The 17,361-nt window shown below is 60.6% G+C and carries 18 protein-coding genes and 1 tRNA gene; 7 read left to right on the forward strand and 12 right to left on the reverse strand.

The genetic code is table 11. The features are described from left to right. Positions 1-2: 2 nt before the first annotated feature. Complete coding sequence (locus tag FJ986_RS22180) at positions 3-1,151, reverse strand: hypothetical protein (RefSeq protein ID WP_140675641.1); 1,149 nt, start codon at positions 1,149-1,151, stop codon at positions 3-5. A gap of 187 nt (positions 1,152-1,338) precedes the next feature. Next, positions 1,339-1,875 carry an EipA family protein gene (locus FJ986_RS22185; RefSeq protein ID WP_226880597.1) on the reverse strand — a complete coding sequence of 179 codons (537 nt, stop codon included), beginning with the start codon at positions 1,873-1,875 and terminating at the stop codon, positions 1,339-1,341. Between the two features lie 387 nt (positions 1,876-2,262). On the opposite strand from FJ986_RS22185, the gene FJ986_RS22190 reads away from it, so the two are divergent. Both FJ986_RS22190 and FJ986_RS22195 read left to right on the forward strand, forming a co-directional pair. Continuing rightward, positions 2,263-2,892, forward strand: coding sequence for a histidine phosphotransferase family protein (locus FJ986_RS22190; RefSeq protein ID WP_140496099.1), 630 nt, complete (start codon positions 2,263-2,265; stop codon positions 2,890-2,892). 242 nt (positions 2,893-3,134) lie between these two features. Next, positions 3,135-3,503, forward strand: coding sequence for a response regulator (locus FJ986_RS22195; protein WP_140496100.1), 369 nt, complete (start codon positions 3,135-3,137; stop codon positions 3,501-3,503). An 86-nt stretch (positions 3,504-3,589) separates the two neighbouring features. Here the strand turns inward: FJ986_RS22195 and ctrA are convergent, their stop codons facing one another. Then, positions 3,590-4,285, reverse strand: coding sequence for a cell cycle two-component system response regulator CtrA (ctrA, locus tag FJ986_RS22200; protein WP_006203583.1), 696 nt, complete (start codon positions 4,283-4,285; stop codon positions 3,590-3,592). A gap of 451 nt (positions 4,286-4,736) precedes the next feature. On the opposite strand from ctrA, the gene FJ986_RS22205 reads away from it, so the two are divergent. Then, positions 4,737-5,114 (forward strand): flagellar export protein FliJ, encoded by a 378-nt coding sequence (locus FJ986_RS22205; RefSeq protein ID WP_140496101.1) that lies wholly within the window; start codon positions 4,737-4,739, stop codon positions 5,112-5,114. 61 nt (positions 5,115-5,175) lie between these two features. On the opposite strand, the gene FJ986_RS22210 is transcribed toward FJ986_RS22205, so the two are convergent. Continuing rightward, positions 5,176-5,574, reverse strand: coding sequence for a helix-turn-helix domain-containing protein (locus FJ986_RS22210; protein ID WP_140657042.1), 399 nt, complete (start codon positions 5,572-5,574; stop codon positions 5,176-5,178). An 89-nt stretch (positions 5,575-5,663) separates the two neighbouring features. Between FJ986_RS22210 and FJ986_RS22215 the strand changes: the two genes are divergently transcribed. Next, on the forward strand, positions 5,664-6,590 hold the full coding sequence (locus FJ986_RS22215) for an NADP-dependent oxidoreductase (protein WP_140657040.1): 927 nt from the start codon (positions 5,664-5,666) through the stop codon (positions 6,588-6,590). A gap of 67 nt (positions 6,591-6,657) precedes the next feature. On the opposite strand, the gene FJ986_RS22220 is transcribed toward FJ986_RS22215, so the two are convergent. Beyond that, positions 6,658-6,933: a DUF1153 domain-containing protein gene (locus tag FJ986_RS22220; RefSeq protein ID WP_006203587.1), complete on the reverse strand. Its 276-nt coding sequence runs from the start codon at positions 6,931-6,933 to the stop codon at positions 6,658-6,660. A 98-nt stretch (positions 6,934-7,031) separates the two neighbouring features. Between FJ986_RS22220 and FJ986_RS22225 the strand changes: the two genes are divergently transcribed. Beyond that, positions 7,032-7,226 carry a hypothetical protein gene (locus FJ986_RS22225; RefSeq protein ID WP_140518053.1) on the forward strand — a complete coding sequence of 65 codons (195 nt, stop codon included), beginning with the start codon at positions 7,032-7,034 and terminating at the stop codon, positions 7,224-7,226. Next, positions 7,223-8,413, forward strand: a complete 1,191-nt coding sequence (mnmA, locus tag FJ986_RS22230) for a tRNA 2-thiouridine(34) synthase MnmA (RefSeq protein WP_140496104.1) — start codon at positions 7,223-7,225, stop codon at positions 8,411-8,413. The genes FJ986_RS22225 and mnmA overlap by 4 nt, the downstream gene beginning before the upstream one ends. Before the next feature lie 37 nt (positions 8,414-8,450). Here mnmA and FJ986_RS22235 read toward each other — a convergent pair whose 3' ends face one another. After that, the gene (locus FJ986_RS22235; RefSeq protein WP_140582221.1) at positions 8,451-9,416 is read right to left on the reverse strand and encodes a Gfo/Idh/MocA family oxidoreductase; all 966 of its coding nucleotides are present in this window, start codon (positions 9,414-9,416) and stop codon (positions 8,451-8,453) included. A 240-nt stretch (positions 9,417-9,656) separates the two neighbouring features. Here FJ986_RS22235 and FJ986_RS22240 point away from each other — a divergent pair. After that, positions 9,657-9,733: transfer RNA gene (locus FJ986_RS22240), tRNA-Met, on the forward strand. Here FJ986_RS22240 and FJ986_RS22245 read toward each other — a convergent pair. From FJ986_RS22245 to FJ986_RS22275, 6 genes are all read right to left on the reverse strand, one after another. After that, complete coding sequence (locus FJ986_RS22245) at positions 9,690-11,315, reverse strand: recombinase family protein (protein ID WP_140675694.1); 1,626 nt, start codon at positions 11,313-11,315, stop codon at positions 9,690-9,692. The genes FJ986_RS22240 and FJ986_RS22245 overlap by 44 nt on opposite strands. After that, a complete protein-coding gene (locus tag FJ986_RS22250; RefSeq protein WP_140630203.1) occupies positions 11,312-11,584 on the reverse strand; it encodes a hypothetical protein in 273 nt (90 codons plus the stop codon). Before FJ986_RS22250 ends, FJ986_RS22245 begins: the two co-directional genes overlap by 4 nt. Before the next feature lie 229 nt (positions 11,585-11,813). Next, entirely contained in the window at positions 11,814-12,404 is a 591-nt protein-coding gene (locus FJ986_RS22255; protein ID WP_246678969.1) for a hypothetical protein, read from the reverse strand. Positions 12,405-13,292: 888 nt separating this feature from the next. Further along, positions 13,293-15,677 (reverse strand): xanthine dehydrogenase family protein molybdopterin-binding subunit, encoded by a 2,385-nt coding sequence (locus FJ986_RS22265; RefSeq protein WP_140675644.1) that lies wholly within the window; start codon positions 15,675-15,677, stop codon positions 13,293-13,295. Next, positions 15,674-16,666 carry a xanthine dehydrogenase family protein subunit M gene (locus tag FJ986_RS22270; protein ID WP_140675647.1) on the reverse strand — a complete coding sequence of 331 codons (993 nt, stop codon included), beginning with the start codon at positions 16,664-16,666 and terminating at the stop codon, positions 15,674-15,676. Before FJ986_RS22270 ends, FJ986_RS22265 begins: the two co-directional genes overlap by 4 nt. Next, entirely contained in the window at positions 16,663-17,154 is a 492-nt protein-coding gene (locus FJ986_RS22275) for a (2Fe-2S)-binding protein (protein WP_140630211.1), read from the reverse strand. The genes FJ986_RS22270 and FJ986_RS22275 overlap by 4 nt, the downstream gene beginning before the upstream one ends. Positions 17,155-17,361: the final 207 nt, after the last annotated feature.

Genomic DNA, 17,361 nt, shown 5'->3' on the forward strand with positions numbered 1-17,361 from the left:
ATTCAATCTGCCGCAGCCGCCTTCTGTAATGCCCGCACGCGGTCGGCAAGGCTGCGGCCGCCGCTGTTCAAACGCGCATCCTGCTGCGCCTCCAGCGCCTTGGCGATCGGCGACCCCGGCCCTTCGAGCTTGGCTGTCAAGTTGACGACTTCCGCCGCCAGGTCATTCATCTGTTCGCGCAACATGGAACTTGCGTGGCGTGTATCGCCCTGCGGGCTGGCGGCCTCGACGGCGGACAGATCCGCCTTCAGCCGCTTGTTCTCGCGTGCCAGTGCCGTCAGTCTGGCCTCCAGCCGCTCACGGTCGGCGTCGAGCCTGGCGATCGCCGTTTCGACGTCGTCGCGCCTGTCCGCCTGTACCTGCCCGCCGATCAACCGCAAGGCCGAGGCGCCGTCCCCGGCCTTCGCTTTTTCGCGCTGCCGCGCCAGATCTTTCTCGCGGCGTTCGAGCTTCTCCTCTCGGTCGGCAAGCGCGGCGAGCAACCGTTCGACTTTCTTGTCCAGTTCGGCGGTTTTTTTCCTCTCGGCCTTCAGCGCCTCACGCGCGGCCTTGCTTTCGGCCGCGATCTCCTGGTTGCGCCTGTCCGCCTCCTTGCGCTGGCCGCGCAGCAGCGCGATATCGCTGGCGAGCTTCTGCAACTCGGATTCGCGCGCCACAAGTTCGATCTGGCGGCTGCTGGAGGAGAAGCTGGCGTCGTCATACATGCGTTCCAGCTTCTCAAGCTCAAGCGCGCGCTTCTCCAGTTTGCGTTCGGTCTCCTTGAGCCGCTCGGACAGCCGGTGCAGTTCATCCTCGCGCTGGTGCAGCGCCGCGTTCTTGGCAGCCAGTTCATCGAGCACCTGGTTCTTGTCCATGCGCTCCATCGCCAGCCCCTTCAGGGCCTCGCGGCCGCGATTGATCTCGATGAGCTGCTCGGTCGACTTCTCGCGCAGCGCCTTGACGTTCATCTCGAGGCGGCGCGTCGCCATGGCGAACTCCGCCCGGATCCGGTCCTTGTCGGCCCCAATTTCGGCTTGCGTCAGCGGGATCGAGGCTTCGATGCGTTTGCGCGTCAGAGCGACCGCCCGTCGCCAGATGGCCGGAGCCACCATCAGCGCCAGAAAGCCGGCGCAGAGAAAGCCGAGAGCAAAGAACAGGACCGACTGAACCAAGTGACTATCCGTTATCGCGCGCCGACATGCAACAATACGAGGATCAAAAGCCGTCGCGACTTTTGACCATTACTCTGTTGGCATGACGGAAATCAGGCGCTGCGGCAAGGGCTCGCCGCGGCGCATATGGGTCATCGGATCTGGATTCTCATCGAAAGCGTATACACATTCCGGTCGTGACCTCGGGTCAGAACGGATTCCACGTCGCCCGGTCGGTAAGCTTCAGGTAGCCGAGATTGACGCCGAGCCGGGCGCCGACGCCGGTGCGGATCGGCACCAGCAGCACATTGTTGTTCTTCAGCACGTTGAATCCGACGCCCGCCACCACATAGGCCGAGCCGGCGACGCCGCCATAACGGTTGTAGAGATTGCCGACGTCATCGAGATTATAGACGAGCATCATCACCCGCGATCCCTCGCCGCCGAAATCCCAGCCGAGCGACGGGCCTTGCCAGAACACTTTATGGTCGCCGGCATTCTTGGTGTAGAGCGTGCCTTCGCCATAGGTCAGGCCGCCGATCAGCGCGCCGGATCCCTCCTCGCCAAGCAGATAGCCATTGGGCAAGCCATAGGAAGCAAAAATCTTCTCCACGACTGTGGCAAGGCCGCCCGATGTCGCGCCGAAGAACTTGTGACCGGAATCGACAATCTCCTGAGCGGTGTACTCCTGGGCCCGCAGGGCCGATGTCGAGAAGACGAGAACGCCCAGGAGCGTGATCGCCATTGAGAGGACACGGAGAAAACTCCGGCCGTAGAATCGGGAAAACATGCTTCCAATCTCCGTCAGGGAGCACTTTCGCCGACGCCTCGCACCCGTACGGCTCTTTAGGCGGCCGTTAAGGATGGCTGTTAGGGGCAAACTATGCCGTAATCCTTTTTCAACCATTAAACTCGCACATGAAGATGGCGGTTCGAAGGCTGTTGGGGTCGTTCATACAGGCAAGCAGCCTGCGTGAACGCGCCATAGGCCCCAACGGCGATTTTGGGTTTGTTGCTGCACGCACGGGCGCTGTGTATTCAGAAAGCTCGGGAAGAGAGTGTGATTCGCGTGGGCAGGCGACGATCGATCGCGCGGCCATGATTTATGGAATTTTTGCAGGGATTTTCGCCGATGTCCGATCTTTTCACCCTTTCCGCCCCCGATCTGGCGGCACTTTTGTGCAGCCGGGTCTGCCACGACATCATCTCGCCTGTCGGCGCGATCAACAACGGGCTTGAACTGCTCGATGAAGGCGGCGCCGACGAGGACGCCATGAAGCTGATCCGCCAGAGCGCCCGCAACGCCTCGGCGCGCCTGCAGTTCGCCCGCATCGCCTTCGGCGCGGCGGGTTCCGCCGGCATGCAGATCGACACCGGCGATGCCGAAGCCGTCGCTATCGCCTTCCTCAAGAACGAGAAGCCGGAACTCACCTGGAATGGAAGCCGTGCACTGTTGCCCAAGAACAAGGTCAAGCTGCTGCTCAACCTGATCCTGGTCGCCAACGCTGCCATTCCACGTGGCGGCAAGCTTTCGGTGACGCTGGAGAATCTCGAGACCGAGCCTCGCTTCGCGCTTTCGGCGAGTGGCCCCATGTTGCGGGTGCCGCCGAAATTCCTCGAACTGCATTCCGGCCACAAGCCGGAGGAACCGATCGACGCGCATTCGGTGCAGCCTTACTATACGCTGCTTCTGGCGCGGGAGGCCAACATGACGATATCGATCCATGCGACCGCGGAAGAGATCGTGCTTTCGGCGGCCTGAGATCCGCGCAAACCAGCAGCAAAGTATTTCAGCGCTGTAATATTGGTTGAACGGACCTGTGGGCGAAAGATGAACTTCGCCTGACAGCGCGGGCCAAAGCATCTGCAAGGAAAAGCTTGCAAATTGGCATCTTTGCAAAAATTTTACCTAATGGCTTTTCGGCTTCTTTACCAGATCGGCCTATGCTGTGCGGCAGATACCCCGACGCGACCGGATTGCCACAAGGCAAAGAGGACCCGGAAATGAAACGCTGCATGTTCGTCGACGATTCTAGCGTCATCAGGAAAGTTGCGAAGCGCATCCTGGGCGGTTCCGACATGATGGTCATCGAAGCCGCCAGCGGGCTTGACGCTCTGGAGATGTGCGCCGCCGATATGCCTGATATCATCGTCGTCGACGGTGCACTGCCGGATGTACAGGCGGTCGACCTGATCCGGCGCGTGCGCGCCATGGAAAGCCCGACCAAGCCGCAGATCCTGATCTCGCTGGTCGAACTGGACATCGCCTCGATCATGCGAGCCAAACGCGCCGGCGCCCAAGGCTATCTGTTGAAGCCGTTCAACCGCCCGCAGCTACTCGAGCGCTTTCGCACACTGAAGATCGCTGCCTGATCCGTCGGATCGCGGTTACCACCGGTCTATGACGCAAAAACCCGGCTGCCGCCGGGTTTTTGTCTGGAATTTCGATCGGCCGTCGCTCAGGCGCTGACGCGGATGTCTTCAGGTTCGCGCAGCACATAGCCGCGGCCCCAGACCGTCTCGATATAATTCTGGCCGCCGGACGCAGCATCGAGCTTCTTGCGCAGCTTGCAGATGAAGACATCGATGATCTTCAGTTCCGGCTCGTCCATGCCGCCATAGAGGTGGTTAAGGAACATTTCCTTGGTGAGCGTGGTGCCCTTGCGCAGCGAGAGCAGCTCCAGCATCTGGTATTCCTTGCCGGTAAGGTGCACGCGCTGACCGCCGACTTCGACGGTCTTGGCATCGAGATTGACCACCAGGTCGCCGGTGGTGATGACCGATTGGGCATGTCCCTTCGAACGGCGCACGATGGCATGGATGCGCGCCACCAGCTCGTCCTTGTGGAAAGGCTTGGTCATGTAATCGTCTGCGCCGAAGCCGAGGCCGCGCACCTTGTCCTCGATGCCAGCCATGCCGGAAAGGATGAGGATCGGCGTCTTCACCTTGGAGAGACGAAGCGTTCTCAAGACCTCGTAGCCGGACATATCGGGTAGGTTGAGGTCGAGAAGGATGATGTCGTAGTCGTAGAGCTTGCCCAGATCGACACCCTCTTCGCCGAGGTCGGTCGTATAGACGTTGAAGCTTTCCGATTTCAGCATCAGCTCGATGCTTTGTGCGGTTGCACTGTCATCTTCTATCAGCAGAACACGCATTTCATTCCCCTTTTCTGCTGCCGGACCATCTTGCGACCCATCCGGGACCGGAGCAGTGATTGCCTGGTGCAGAGGCTGCCATGGAATGGTTAACAAAACCTAATTCCGCGTCGATGACGGTACCAGATTTTTTAACCACTTTCTACACCCTCTTGAATTTAATACCGAATCACAGGACCAAACCGCTAATGCAACACATTAAAAACCTGGACTAAGTGACTCCAGGGACTCATCGACATCGCTTCCACGTCGCCAGCCGGATTTTTACCCGGCCTTAAGTCCTGACCCGTATGATTAACAATGCCCGTAAACGAATGGTTACCGTCGGCAAAAAACTTTAGGGTTTTGTTTCCCATAGTGCGGGGAAAGCCGGTGGACACGGGCAGCGCTTGGGCCTTTCCAAGTGGTTTGGACGATATGTGCAGGTGTGCGTTTCCGGGAGTACCGAATCATGAAGTCACGTGAAAACCTCGTTCGGCTGAAACAGTTTCAGGTGAATGAGAAGCGGCGGCAGCTGCTGCAGCTCGACATGATGATCGCCGAATTCGAACGCATGGCCGCCGAGCTGGAGCTTCAGATCAGCGCCGAGGAAAAGAAGGCCGGTATCACCGACATCAATCATTTCGCCTATCCGACCTTCGCCAAGGCGGCCCGTTTGCGCCGCGACAACCTCAGAAATTCGCAAGGCGACCTCGCCCAGCAGCGAAGCGCCGCCGAATCATTACTCGGCGAAGCTGAAGCGGAGCTTTCCAAGGCGGAAATGCTCGAATCGCGCGACACCAAGATTCGCGAGGCCGAAACTGGCGGTCGTAGCGCGATGATCGGCTGAACCGCCCGATATCCGCGTCTTTGAGCACGTCCAAGCGGGCGCGCAACGCATTGGGCGAGCGCTAAACGGCCCACTCCCCTTCATTCACGGCCGCAGCCCGCGCCCGGGCCTCCTTGATGTCGGGAACGTGTTGTTCCGACCAGGATCTGATCTGGTTGAGCAATCCCGCCAGATTCTGGCCAAGTTCGGTCAATTCATATTCGACCCGAGGCGGGACGACCGCAAACACCTCGCGCCGCACCAGGCCGTCGCGCTCGAGCACGCGCAACGTCTGCGTCAGCATCTTCGGCGTGACGCCTTCGAGCTTGCGGGCAAGCTCGCCATTGCGCTGCCGGCCTTGGCGCAGCGCACAAACAACCAGGTAAACCCACTTGCTGGCCAGCGTCTCCAGCACCGTGTGTGAGGGACAGGTCCGCCGGAACGCATCATAGCCGTAGGGGGAGTCGAGATCACTATCCATACGGTGCCTATATATCAACAAGGTACATACTAGACAAGAGACCATTACTCTCCAAATGATAGTGGGACCGGTCAATCAGGAGAAATCTTATGCGTGCCATTATCCAGAATTCCGTCGGCGGACCCGATGTCCTTGTCATCGCCGAGCGCCCGGCGCCCTCGCCCAACGCCGGCGAAGTGCTGGTCCGCATCAAGGCGGCCGGCATCAATCCGGTCGATGGCGCCGTGCGCGCCGGCTATTACCCGCTGCTCGGCGAACCACCCTTCATCCTCGGCTGGGACCTTTCGGGAACCGTCGAGGCGCTGGGGCCTGGTGTCAGCGGCCTGAAACCAGGTGACGCGGTGTTCGGCATGCCGCGCTTCCCAAAGCAGGCGGCAGCCTATGCCGAACTGGCCGCGGTGCCCGCCGATGAAATCGCGCGCAAGCCCGCGCACGCCGATTACGTCCAGGCAGGCGCATTGCCGCTGGCCGGCCTCACCGCCTGGCAAGGCCTCGTGCGTCATGGCGCGATGAAAGCCGGCCAGCGCGTGCTGGTCCACGCCGGGGCCGGCGGCGTCGGCCATCTGGCGGTGCAGGTCGCCAAGGCGGGCGGCGCCTGGGTTGCCGCCACCGTCAGCACGGAAAAATTGGATTTCGTCCACAAGCTCGGCGCCGACGAGGTCATCGACTACACCAAGGATGATTTTACCGACAAGGCGAAGGACATCGACCTGGTGCTCGAGACGGTGGGCGGCGAGCACGCCCATCAATCGTTGAAGGTGCTCAGGGACGGCGGCGTGCTGGTGTCACTGCTCGACGTCAGCGACAAGACCAGGGCGGATGCCAAGGCGCGAAGCATCCGCGTCGAACGCATGTCCGTTGTTCCCGACCGCGAAGGCCTGCTGGAACTTGGCAGGCTCGTCGATGCGGGAAAGCTTACCGTGCATGTGGCAAAGACCTTCCCGCTAGAACAGGCCGGCGCCGCGCACGCTTTCCTCGCCAGCAAGCCGGTCGGCAAGGTGGTGCTGACGGTCTGAAACGCGCAAATGCTGTCAAGAAACCAAAAGGGCGCGAACTTCGCGCCCTTTTGCAGATTCTTGAGCGTCAGTGCCGGTATTGCTGGATGCGCGTCGTGCGCAGCCCGGCGAGGCCGTATTCGTCGATCGAGGCCTGCCAGGACAGGAACTCCTCGGTGGTCAGCTTGTAGCGCTGGCATGCCTCCTCGAGGCTCAAAAGCCCGCCGCGCACCGCTGCAACCACTTCCGCCTTGCGCCGGATAACCCAGCGACGTGTATTCGTCGGCGGCAGATCGGCAATTGTGAGAGGGCTGCCGTCAGGCCCGATAACATATTTGACTCGCGGTCTAACCAGATCGGTCATCGTACTCTCTACAAAAAACTCAAAGACCCAATCCCCACCACGTTACCGCCACAGCTTTAAAAATTGCCTAAGCAGACCCTAACAGCTAGGTAATGATCATGAACGCCGCGTTAGTCTTTTCGCAAACATTTGAAATATCTGCCGGGAAGTTCCGGATTCGCTCGAAAAATCTGCGCGGTCACCGGGCCGGCAGTTGCCCGCCGATCGGTTCCCGCAAGCTGGCGCAGCCGCCAAGCTTGACCTATATTCGCGTCATTGGCATGCAAGCGCCGCGCAGAACGAAAGAACCATGAACAGCCTCGATCTTCCCGGACGTCCCGAAAACACCCGTATCGTCGTCGCCATGTCGGGCGGCGTCGATTCGTCCGTCGTCGCGGGTCTCTTGAAGCGCGAGGGTTATGATGTCGTCGGCGTCACCTTGCAGCTTTACGATCATGGCGCCGCGACGCACCGGGCCGGGTCCTGCTGTGCCGGGCAGGATATCGATGACGCCCGCCGCGTTTCCGAGACGCTCGGCATTCCGCATTATGTGCTCGACTACGAAGAGCGCTTCCGCAAGGCGGTCATCGATCCCTTCGCTGAGAGCTATGTCGCCGGCGAGACGCCGATCCCTTGCGTTTCCTGCAACCAGACGGTGAAGTTCGCTGATCTGCTGGCCACCGCCAAGGATCTCGGCGCCGACGCGCTGGCCACGGGCCACTACATTCGCTCCGGCGCCAATGGCGCCCATCGCGCGCTCTATAGGCCGGTCGACGCCGATCGCGACCAGAGCTATTTCCTCTTCGCCACCACGCAGGCGCAGATCGATTATCTGCGCTTTCCGCTCGGCGGCCTGCCGAAGCCGCAGGTTCGCGCCATTGCCGAGGAGATGGGCCTGACGGTAGCCGCCAAGCAGGACAGCCAGGACATCTGCTTCGTGCCCCAGGGCAAATATTCCGACATCATTGCCAAGCTGAAGCCGACGGCCGCCAATCCGGGTGACATCGTCCATATCGACGGCCGGGTGCTCGGCCGCCATGAAGGCATTCTGCGCTACACCATCGGCCAGCGCCGCGGCATCGGCGTGGCCTCCGGCGAGCCGCTCTATGTCGTCCATCTCGACGCCGAGCGCGCCCGTGTCGTGGTCGGGCCGCGCGAGGCGCTGGAGACGCACAAGATCTACCTGCGCAACATGAACTGGCTTGGTGACGGCGCGCTGGCCGACATGCCCGCGGGCGGGCTGGAACTGTTCGCCAAGGTCCGCTCGACCAGGCCGCCACGCCCGGCGATGCTGCGTCACGAGGCGGGCGTCACATCGGTCGAATTGGCCGATGGCGAGTCCGGTATCGCGCCTGGACAGGCTTGCGTGCTCTATTCCGACGACGGCAACGAGGCCCGCGTGTTCGGCGGCGGCTTCATCGAACGCTCCGAGCGCGGCGCCGAGGCCGAGGCGATGTTGAGCCGACTTGCCGCGTCACCGGCGCAGGTTCCCGCCGAGTAGGCAACGATCTCTCCGCCGCGACGCGGCCCGATCTTCTTCAGGGATTGGATTTGGTGTGCGTGACCGTACCCGCGGTCAGGATGCGCAGCACCCGGATTGCCTCCTCGCCGCTGGTGCGCGGTTCGGCCCGCGTTTCGATGCAATGGATGAAGTGCTCGAGTTCGCGCGTCAGCGGCATGCCTTGGCCAACCGCGACATAGGAGGGCTCATTGGTGGTGAACGCCCATTGGCCGCTGTCCTGCCAGACCGCGTGGCGATAGACGGCGAGCTTGCGCTCCCATGGTTCGACATCGTCGAAGACAGCCATCGCCTTGGTGCCGACCACGGTCAGCCGCCGTTCGCGGTAAGGGTTCAGCCGCGAGGCGAAGAGATGGCTGCGCAAACCGTTGGGAAAGCGCATGTGCAGATGCGCGAAGTCGCTGAGATTGTCGAGCAGCGCCGCCCCTTCGCCGCGCACCTCGATCGGTTCGGTGCCGGTGATGGCCAGGATCATCGACAGGTCATGCGGCGCCAAGTCCCATAGCGCATCGTTCTCGGTGTGGAATTTGCCGAGGCCGAGCCGGTGCGAATGGATGTAGCGGACCTCGCCGAGCTCGCCCTTGTCGATGAGCGCCTTCAGCGTCTCGAACGCGGGATGGAAGCGCAAGACGTGGCCGACCATGAAGACGCGGCCCTTGTCCTTCGCCGCCTGCACCGAGCGCTCGGCATCGGCAACCGTCAACGCGATCGGCTTCTCCACCAGCACGTCCTTGCCGCTTTCGGTGGCGCGCACCGCCATCTCGGCATGAAATTGCGGCGGCAGCGCCATGACGATGGCGTCGATGTCATTGCGGACGAACAACTGGTCCGGTTCGATCGCGAGGCAGTCCTGTTCGCTGGCAAAGCCTTCGGCGCGGGCACGGTTGGCGTCGGAGACCGCGTGCAGCGTGCCGAGCGCCTTGAGGGTGCGGATGTGGTTGGAGCCCCAGTATCCGCAACCGAGGACTGCAATGCGCGGCTTCATCTGTTCTCAAACTCTAAAAACTCGTGGCCGAGACATAGCGACGTGCCTCTTCGAACTCAACCCCGGCGGCTGCAACCAATTATCGGCGCGGCAAAGCTTTTCGGCAGCGAGAATAAGCGCCCCTGCCGAGCGGTTCGAAGCTTGACAGGCTCACCCTCCCAACCTTATATCCGCGCGACCTTGGCGAACGCCTCGAAATGCCTTGCGATTTAAGGCGGATTTCGGGCCTTTCGCCGCCCTGGCGGGGTAGCTCAGTTGGTTAGAGCACGGGAATCATAATCCTGGGGTCGGGGGTTCAAGTCCCTCTCCCGCTACCATCAATACAGCGTTAGGCGCCTCTCCTGGTTTGCGGTTTGCCAGGTTGAGGAGCTCCGCCAGCGCGCCGTGGACCTTTAGCTCAATCTGCCCCCTGCCCTCGGCCGGAATGATCTCGATCTTCGCAACTAGCGAGCGGACAATCCTCGCTGCCTCGTGACGCTCGCTTTCGTCGGATTGCAGCGCCCCCTGGAGTTCTGACACTTTCCGACGATAAGCCTCGACCGCCACCGGGTGAAACTCCACGACGCTTTCAGCGGCCGCCATGGCTTGAAGCTCTCGCGCTAGACTTTCCTTCTCGCTCTCGAGGTCCAGCAACTTCGATCTCATGCTGGCCGTCGAGACACCGTCGGCAATGGCATCGACGATATTGGCGATCTGCCTGTCGATGCCGATGAGCCGCTTCTCAGCTTCCTTATTCCGTTGGCGGTTCATCGCATTCAGCCGCTTTTGCTCGGCGTGATATTCGGCAAGGAAGCCCGCGATAGCATCTGGCGCCAGCAATCGCCGCTGGACGCCAGCAAGCACACGCTTTTCGAGGTCGCCAACACGGATCGTCCTGCTGTTGGTGCAGGTACCTTTCTCACGATGCGCAGCACAGGCCAGTTGGTCTTGATTCTTCACGGTATAGGAAGCGCCACAGCAGCCGCACCGTACGAGCCCTGAGAACAAATGTTTCGGCCGTCGGCGATGATGGAGCTTCGCACCTCCATACAGCTTCTTGCGAGCTTGGGCTGCTTCCCATAGCGCATCATCCACGATGCGCAGATGCGAGACCTCCATGACCTGCCACGTTTCGGGCGGGTTCGGCCGCGAGATGCGCTTGCCGGTTTCTGGATCCTTCACCATCTTGATACGGTTGAAAACGAGCAACCCAATATAGATCTCGTTGTAAAGGAAGCCGCTTCTTCGCTTGAGATTGCCGTTGATCGTCGAGGCGCCCCAAGCACCACCAAAGGGCGATGGGATACCTTCTTTATTGAGGTCAGCAGCTATCGCACGCGCTGATCGACCAACCGCGAACTCCTGAAAGATTCTGCGCACGACCTGGGCTTGATGCTCATCGATCTCGCGCAGACCGCGGATCGGTTCGCCGCTTTCATCAAGCTTTTTGACCACGCGATAGCCATAGGAAAGGCCACCAGCCGCATATCCATTCAATATTCGTCCGCTTTGTCCGCGCCTGATCTTAACCGCAAGGTCACGCAGGAAGAGCGCGTTCATCGTTCCCTTGAGGCCGACATGAAGTTCGTCAACCGCACCCTCGGAGAGGGTGACGAGGTTGACGCCGGCGAAGCGCAGGCGTTTGAAGAGACCAGCCACATCTTCCTGGTCGCGTGAGAGGCGATCAAGCGCCTCGGCAAGGACGATCTCGAACTGCCCGCTTTGAGCATCACTCAGGAGCCGCTGAATGTCTGGTCGGCGAACGATGCTTGCGCCAGAGATGGCAGCATCGACATAGGTCCCAACGACAGTCCATCTCTCTTTGGATGAGTGTTCTCGGCAAAGACGCAGTTGGTCTTCGATGGAGGCTTCGCGTTGGTTGTCGGACGAATAGCGGGCATAGACTGCAACACGGGTCATGGCGGCGGATCCTCTCTCCTGTCCTCAAAGGGTTTGCCATCCGGCTCCCTGCCCTCTCCCTCTCGGCGGCCCGGACGATTGTCGTTGGCCGCCAGCCCTGCCTCGAATGCCTCCCGCGCCAGCTGCCGGCCGATCAGCCGGGCGATATCCAGCACGACCTGATCCAGCCTGGCCGCCTTGTTTTCTGGGCGCCCCTCGGGGTTGGCGAGTTCACCGTTGTCGTTCGCCGGAACTAAAGCCTGTGGGCCGGTCCTGGTTTCTTCAGCCATCGCGGTCGCTCTCCCAATGGTGGATCGACCGTCTATCGGAGGCCGCCGGACGGCTAGGGAAAGCACGAAGTTCATGAAGTAGGACCACAGCGTGCAATGACTTGCGTCGTGCGGTTTCGTCTCGATCCTTAAGGTTGGGCTGCAGGCGACAAGTGGGAACGTCCTGATGCTCACATCCAGGAGCACCATCACTTCAGAAGGCGTCTCGGAAGTCGGTTACACCGCTGCACTACTCCGCTTCGCCTTCCGCTTTCAGCGCCGCGACCAGCTTGACTGCGGACTCCCAATGCTTGGCGACATCGCTCCGCGTCCTTGCTCGGCTCCGGCGACCAGCCGGCCAACCTCCCGCGATCGCCTTTAAGTCGCGCAGTACGGAAGTTATGTGCGGCCACGGGAAGTCGGTAGGGTCACCAATATCTCGATCGGCTCCAATGATCATTTCTAACTTGGCGATGACGCCGATGAGCGACGTAGCCGCGACGTCAGGGACCGAATCTTGAAATTTTAGGGCTTCGGTCATCGCAAAGACCTCGGCTTCGCAAGCTATCAGATGCTCAGAGTCCAGACCCGTAGTAGACACTGACAGTTGCCGCGGCATCGGCTCGCCCGCAGTCAATACCTGAATTCCGGTATTGGCGATCATTCGCGCCTCCACCCGCTGCTGAATTCGACACAACAGCAATGAGGCATATCGAGCTCGTTGCCACTCGCTCCATAGTCTCAAAGCGGAATCTGTGCCTTGGGGCTCCGGCCTCTCGAGCTCATCGCGTTGGCGGCCGATGACGAAAGGCAAAGTCGTGGTATTGTCGGAATCAACCATGATCCGAGCTCCAAACAGCTTGGGTTGTGGTCAGGCCGAGCGACGTGTTCGAGCACGTTGTTCGGCCGCAAAGCGCAGACCACAATTTACGTACATACCGTACATTACGGACATAGTCATTGTCAAACACGCCTGATGCTATTGATAACAAAACTGAGCGCTTCGAACTGCGGCTTACGAGTGACTTGCTTGCCCGCATTGACGAATGGCGCCGAAATCAGCCCGATCTTCCCACCAGATCGGAGGCTTTCCGCCGCCTTGTCGAGGCTGGTCTAGGCTCTAAGACAGCCGGTAAGCCAGAACCAGGCGGCACATGACGCAACAGGAATTGCCAGAGCGCTCCGGCCTGATCGCCCCTATATAAATGCCATTGAACGCGCTGATGTTTCAGCAAGTGTGCTTGGGCGCATCGGCGATGTGTTAGGAATGGAGCCGGAAGCACTCATTCGCAAAGCGAACGGCAGTCAGTCAGAATAAGTCCGCGCGTAGCCGCTCGCGAGCGCGCCGTAAACAGCGCCGTAGCGAGCGAGCGGCGGGTTTGCGCCTCATGCCGGCCGTAGAGATCAGCTAGTGTCTTCCTGAAACCAGACATCGCCTTTGGCCATATGCATAAACGCAGCACTGCGCGGAGTATCTATAAATCGTGAAATCTGGAATTTGGGCGTCAGGACCTTTCCAGAGCCTTGCGTGCCGTTTCTCACAGGTGTGTTCGGCGGAGTTTTTCGCCAGGATCAAGCCGTCAACTTGGTCAAGCCTGCCACGCCGTCGTTGCAGGGCTTTCGAGGAATAGTGTGACAGGCAGGCAAACAGGCCGACTATGGCGACATGGTGCAGGAAGAAGGCCAAGGCAGCGCGTCCGAAATCCCAGGAGAGGCGCATCGTTCGAACTCACGCGAGCTTCTCCAGCGTGATCGGAAGGCTTCGAATGCGTTTGCCGGTCGCATGGAAGACGGCATTCCCGATTGCAGGGGCGACCCCTACCACACCGATCTCGCCGACGCCTTTGCCCCCCAGAGCAGTTGCCTGCATGTCCGGAACACCAACCGAGATCACCTGGATGTCGGGCACATCGGCGTTGACCGGGACGGCATAGTCGGCAAAATTTGCGTTGACGGTGCGTCCGTCCCGCTGGTCGACGTAACCTTCTTCCAGGAGAGCCTGCCCGAGGCCCATCACCATACCGCCGATCCACTGGCTTTCCGCAAGCTTGGGATTGAAGATCCTGCCGCTGTCGAATGCCGAGACCATGCGCTTGACACGGACCGTGCCAAAATCCTCATCGACGCGAACTTCTACGAAATGCGCACACCAGCTATGGGCCGAGACGCCTCCTTCTACGGCGCCCTTCAACTGGGCGAAACTGCGGTCGGCCCCACTCTTCATTTCCTCGGTAGCGCCTGGAGCAAAGGTGTTACCTTCGATTTCCAGTTTGTTTTTACCCACTGCCTTCAACAGGTCCGCAATACTGATGCCGCCGTTCGGTCGACGGGTCGGTCGCACTGAGCCGTTTTCGAACGTAAGGTCGGTCGCCTTCGCGGTTGCAAGCGGCGACTTCGGATCGGACGCCGCAATCGCCAGCAAGGCATCGCGTGCATTTTTGGCTGCCTTGTCCACCGCGCCTGTCAGGTTGTTGGCCTGCTGAGAGCCGCCAGCGAGCGCCGATCTCGGGAGGATGGTATCGCCAAGCCGCACCGCGACCGTCTCGACAGGAACGCCCAAGGCGTCAGCCGCTGTCTGGGCGAGAATGGTATAGGTCCCCGTTCCCATATCGGTGCCCGCGCTGAGGACTTCAATCTGTCCACTGGCATGGAGTACGATCTTGGCTTCGCTAGCAGTCCGGATCATCGGGTATGAGCCAGCCGCCATTCCATATCCGATCAGTTCGCGACCTTCGCGCATTGAGCGCGGAACGGGGTTGCGATTCCACCAACCGATAGCATCTGCGCCAGCGGCGTAGGCTTCGCGTAACTGCCGAGTGCTCCACGGCAAGTTGTTGCTGGGATCGACCTCTGCCCAGTTGGCAAGGCGCAGCGTGATCGGATCAATGTTGAGTGCGTACGCCAGTTCGTCGATCGCGCTCTCCAGAGCATAAGCACTGGGATTTTCGCCGGGGCCCCGTTTCCAGCCAGGCTGGACCGTATTGACCGGCACGACGTTGAGACGTGACGAGAAGTTCGGCGTCGCATACATGATTTTCGTCACATTGCTGCAAGCCTCGATATGGACTTCGTCGATCGCCGTCTCGTTCCAGCTCTCATGGACGATCGAGCTTATCTTTCCGTCCTTCGAGGCGCTGATAGAGAGGGTCTGCCGAGTTGCCGGTCGGCCGCCAAGGCCGGTGAAGGTCTGTGGTCGAGTGAGTGAAACCTTGATGGGCCTGGCAAGCTTGCGCGAGGCCGCGCAAGCCAATCCCACATGTGGATGTGCCCCAATCTTGGACCCGAACCCACCGCCGACGTAAGGCGAGATCACCCGTACATTCTCGATGTCGATGCCGAGCCATTCCGATACGACGCTTCGTGCCCCGCCAACCCACTGGCTGGGTTCCCAGACGGTGATTTTCCCGTTCTCCCAGGAAGCGATGCACGCATGCGGCTCCATGGGCACGTTATATTCGCGTGACGTCGTGTAGATGACGTCTACCTTGACCTCGGCATTGGCCAACGCTGTCGCCGCATCGCCCCAGGCAGCACCCATGGGATCGATGAGCTGCGCTTTTGCCTTTGGATCGTTGATGTCGAGAATAGGGTCGCCGTCCTCATATTCGACCTTGAGAAGGCCTGCCGCTTCCGTTGCCTGTTCAAAGGTTTCAGCGACCACGAGCGCGATATGCATGCCGTTGAAACGGACAACATCGTCCTGAATTGGGGTAAATTCCTCGGTGGCTCCGCCGCCTTTGCTGTACACGGTCGGCTTGTTGAGCTTCAGGGAATTCTGCGCGGTATAGACGTCCAGGACACCCGGTAGAGCCTTGGCGGCCGCCATATCGATATTGACGATACGCCCTGCCGGCCGCGTTGATTGGACGGTAACGCCATAGGCCAGGTTCTCCAGCTTCTGCTCGATCGCAAAGCGGGCCTGCCCGGTGACTTTCAACGGGCCTTCGGCGCGCGACAGACGCGCACCGAGCACAGAGCCCTTGGATTTAGTGGGATCGCTTGCAAAAGCTTTTTCGCCCGACAAGCTAACCCCAGCGGTGGCCACAGCGGCTGCGCCTGCTCCGAGTTTCATGACGGTACGCCGGTTGAGTTCGAACTCGTTGCCATGTGTCATGCGATATCTCCTACCGTCATCAGGGCGCGTGCCACGACCTTCGGTGCCAGCTCGATTTTGAACGCATTGTGTCCGCTCGACTTCGCGCCATCGACGGCGGCTGCAGCAGCAGTACGGAGCGTCGCCTCGTCGAGGGTCTTTCCCTTGAGCGAATCCTCTACAGCGCGCAGGCGCCAGGGTTTGGTGGCAATGCCGCCAACGGCAATGCGCACGTCGCGAATTGTCTTGCCATCGACTTCCAATTCGATCCCGACAGCGGCGCTGGCCGCGGCGAACTCGTACGACGCGCGATCTCGGACCTTGAGATAATGCGAGCGTTCCAAGGCTGCCGAACGCGGGATCTCGATTCCGACTATCATCTCGCCAGGCGTCAGCTCATGCTCAAGATGGGGGGTATCGCCTGGGAGCAGGAAGAATTCGTCGACGGGAATTTTACGTTCGGAAGCTCCGCGGACGATGACCGTGGCGTCGAATGCCACCAGGGAAACCGCAAAATCTCCTGGATAGATCGCAATGCACGCGTCACTCGTGCCAAGCACCGCGTGGTTGCGGTTGACACCCTCAAGCGCTGCACATCCGGAGCCGGGATTGCGCTTGTTGCAGTTCGAATAAGCACCGGGGTCGCGGAAGTACGTGCAGCGGGTTCGCTGCATCAGGTTGCCGCCGATGGACGCCATGTTGCGCAGCTGCGCTGAGGCGGCACGCCACAGGCTTTCGGAGAGAACCGGCGCAGCCTCCTTGATATCGGCGTGGTCGGCGACCTTGCTCATCTTGGCGAGCGCGCCGATACGAATGACATCCGCGGACACCTCGATCGTGTCGAGCCCGGAAAGGCGCGTGATGTCCACCACGCGGGCAGGGCGTTCGACATTGAGTTTCATCAAATCAAGGAGCGTGGTGCCGCCCGCGAGAAAAAGGGTCTCGGGCCTGGCAGCCTCGGCAACCGCCGTCGCGGCGTCTTCGGCGCGGAGATACTCGAACGTTCTCATAGTGCTGCCTCCTTCTTGAGGCGGCTGGCGGCATCGCGCACCGCGGCGACGATGTGGGGGTAAGCGCCGCAGCGACAGATATTGCCGCTCATGTATTCGCGAATGTCGTCGTCGGTGCCTGCATGGCCTTCGCGAATACAGGCAATAGCCGACATGATCTGGCCTGGGGTGCAATAACCGCACTGGAAGGCGTCGTGCTCGATAAAGGCGGTTTGAACCGCGTGCATCACACCGTCGGCTGTCTGCAGGCCCTCGATCGTTGTGATCTGACGGCCCTCGACCTGGGCCGCGAGGGTCAGACAGCTCAATACCCTCTCACCGTTGACGTGGACGGTGCATGCGCCGCACTGCCCATGATCGCAGCCTTTTTTCGTGCCGGGCAGGTTGGCATGCTCGCGTAGTGCGTCCAGCAAGGTCACGCGCACATCGAGATTGAACTGGTGGCGGCGGCTGTTGATGTCCAAGGCTAGCTGTCGGGGCTCTGACATGTCGTCTCCTCGAGTGGCGGGCGGGATTAGGACGCGAAGCTGATCGGACCGACGAAGCCTGGCGGCGTCAGTCGGAAAGGGAACGTCTATTCCGAAGTTCGGTCGTTGGCCGGTTGCCGAAGGTCAACCCTCAGGAGAGCATGGGCGCGGCATTCGGATTAGCCCCCAGAATTCGCATGGGCCTATCAATGGCGCTCATAAATAGAC

It is taken from the genome of Mesorhizobium sp. B1-1-1, from assembly GCF_006442955.1.
In the GTDB taxonomy this organism is placed as follows: Bacteria; Pseudomonadota; Alphaproteobacteria; order Rhizobiales; family Rhizobiaceae; genus Mesorhizobium.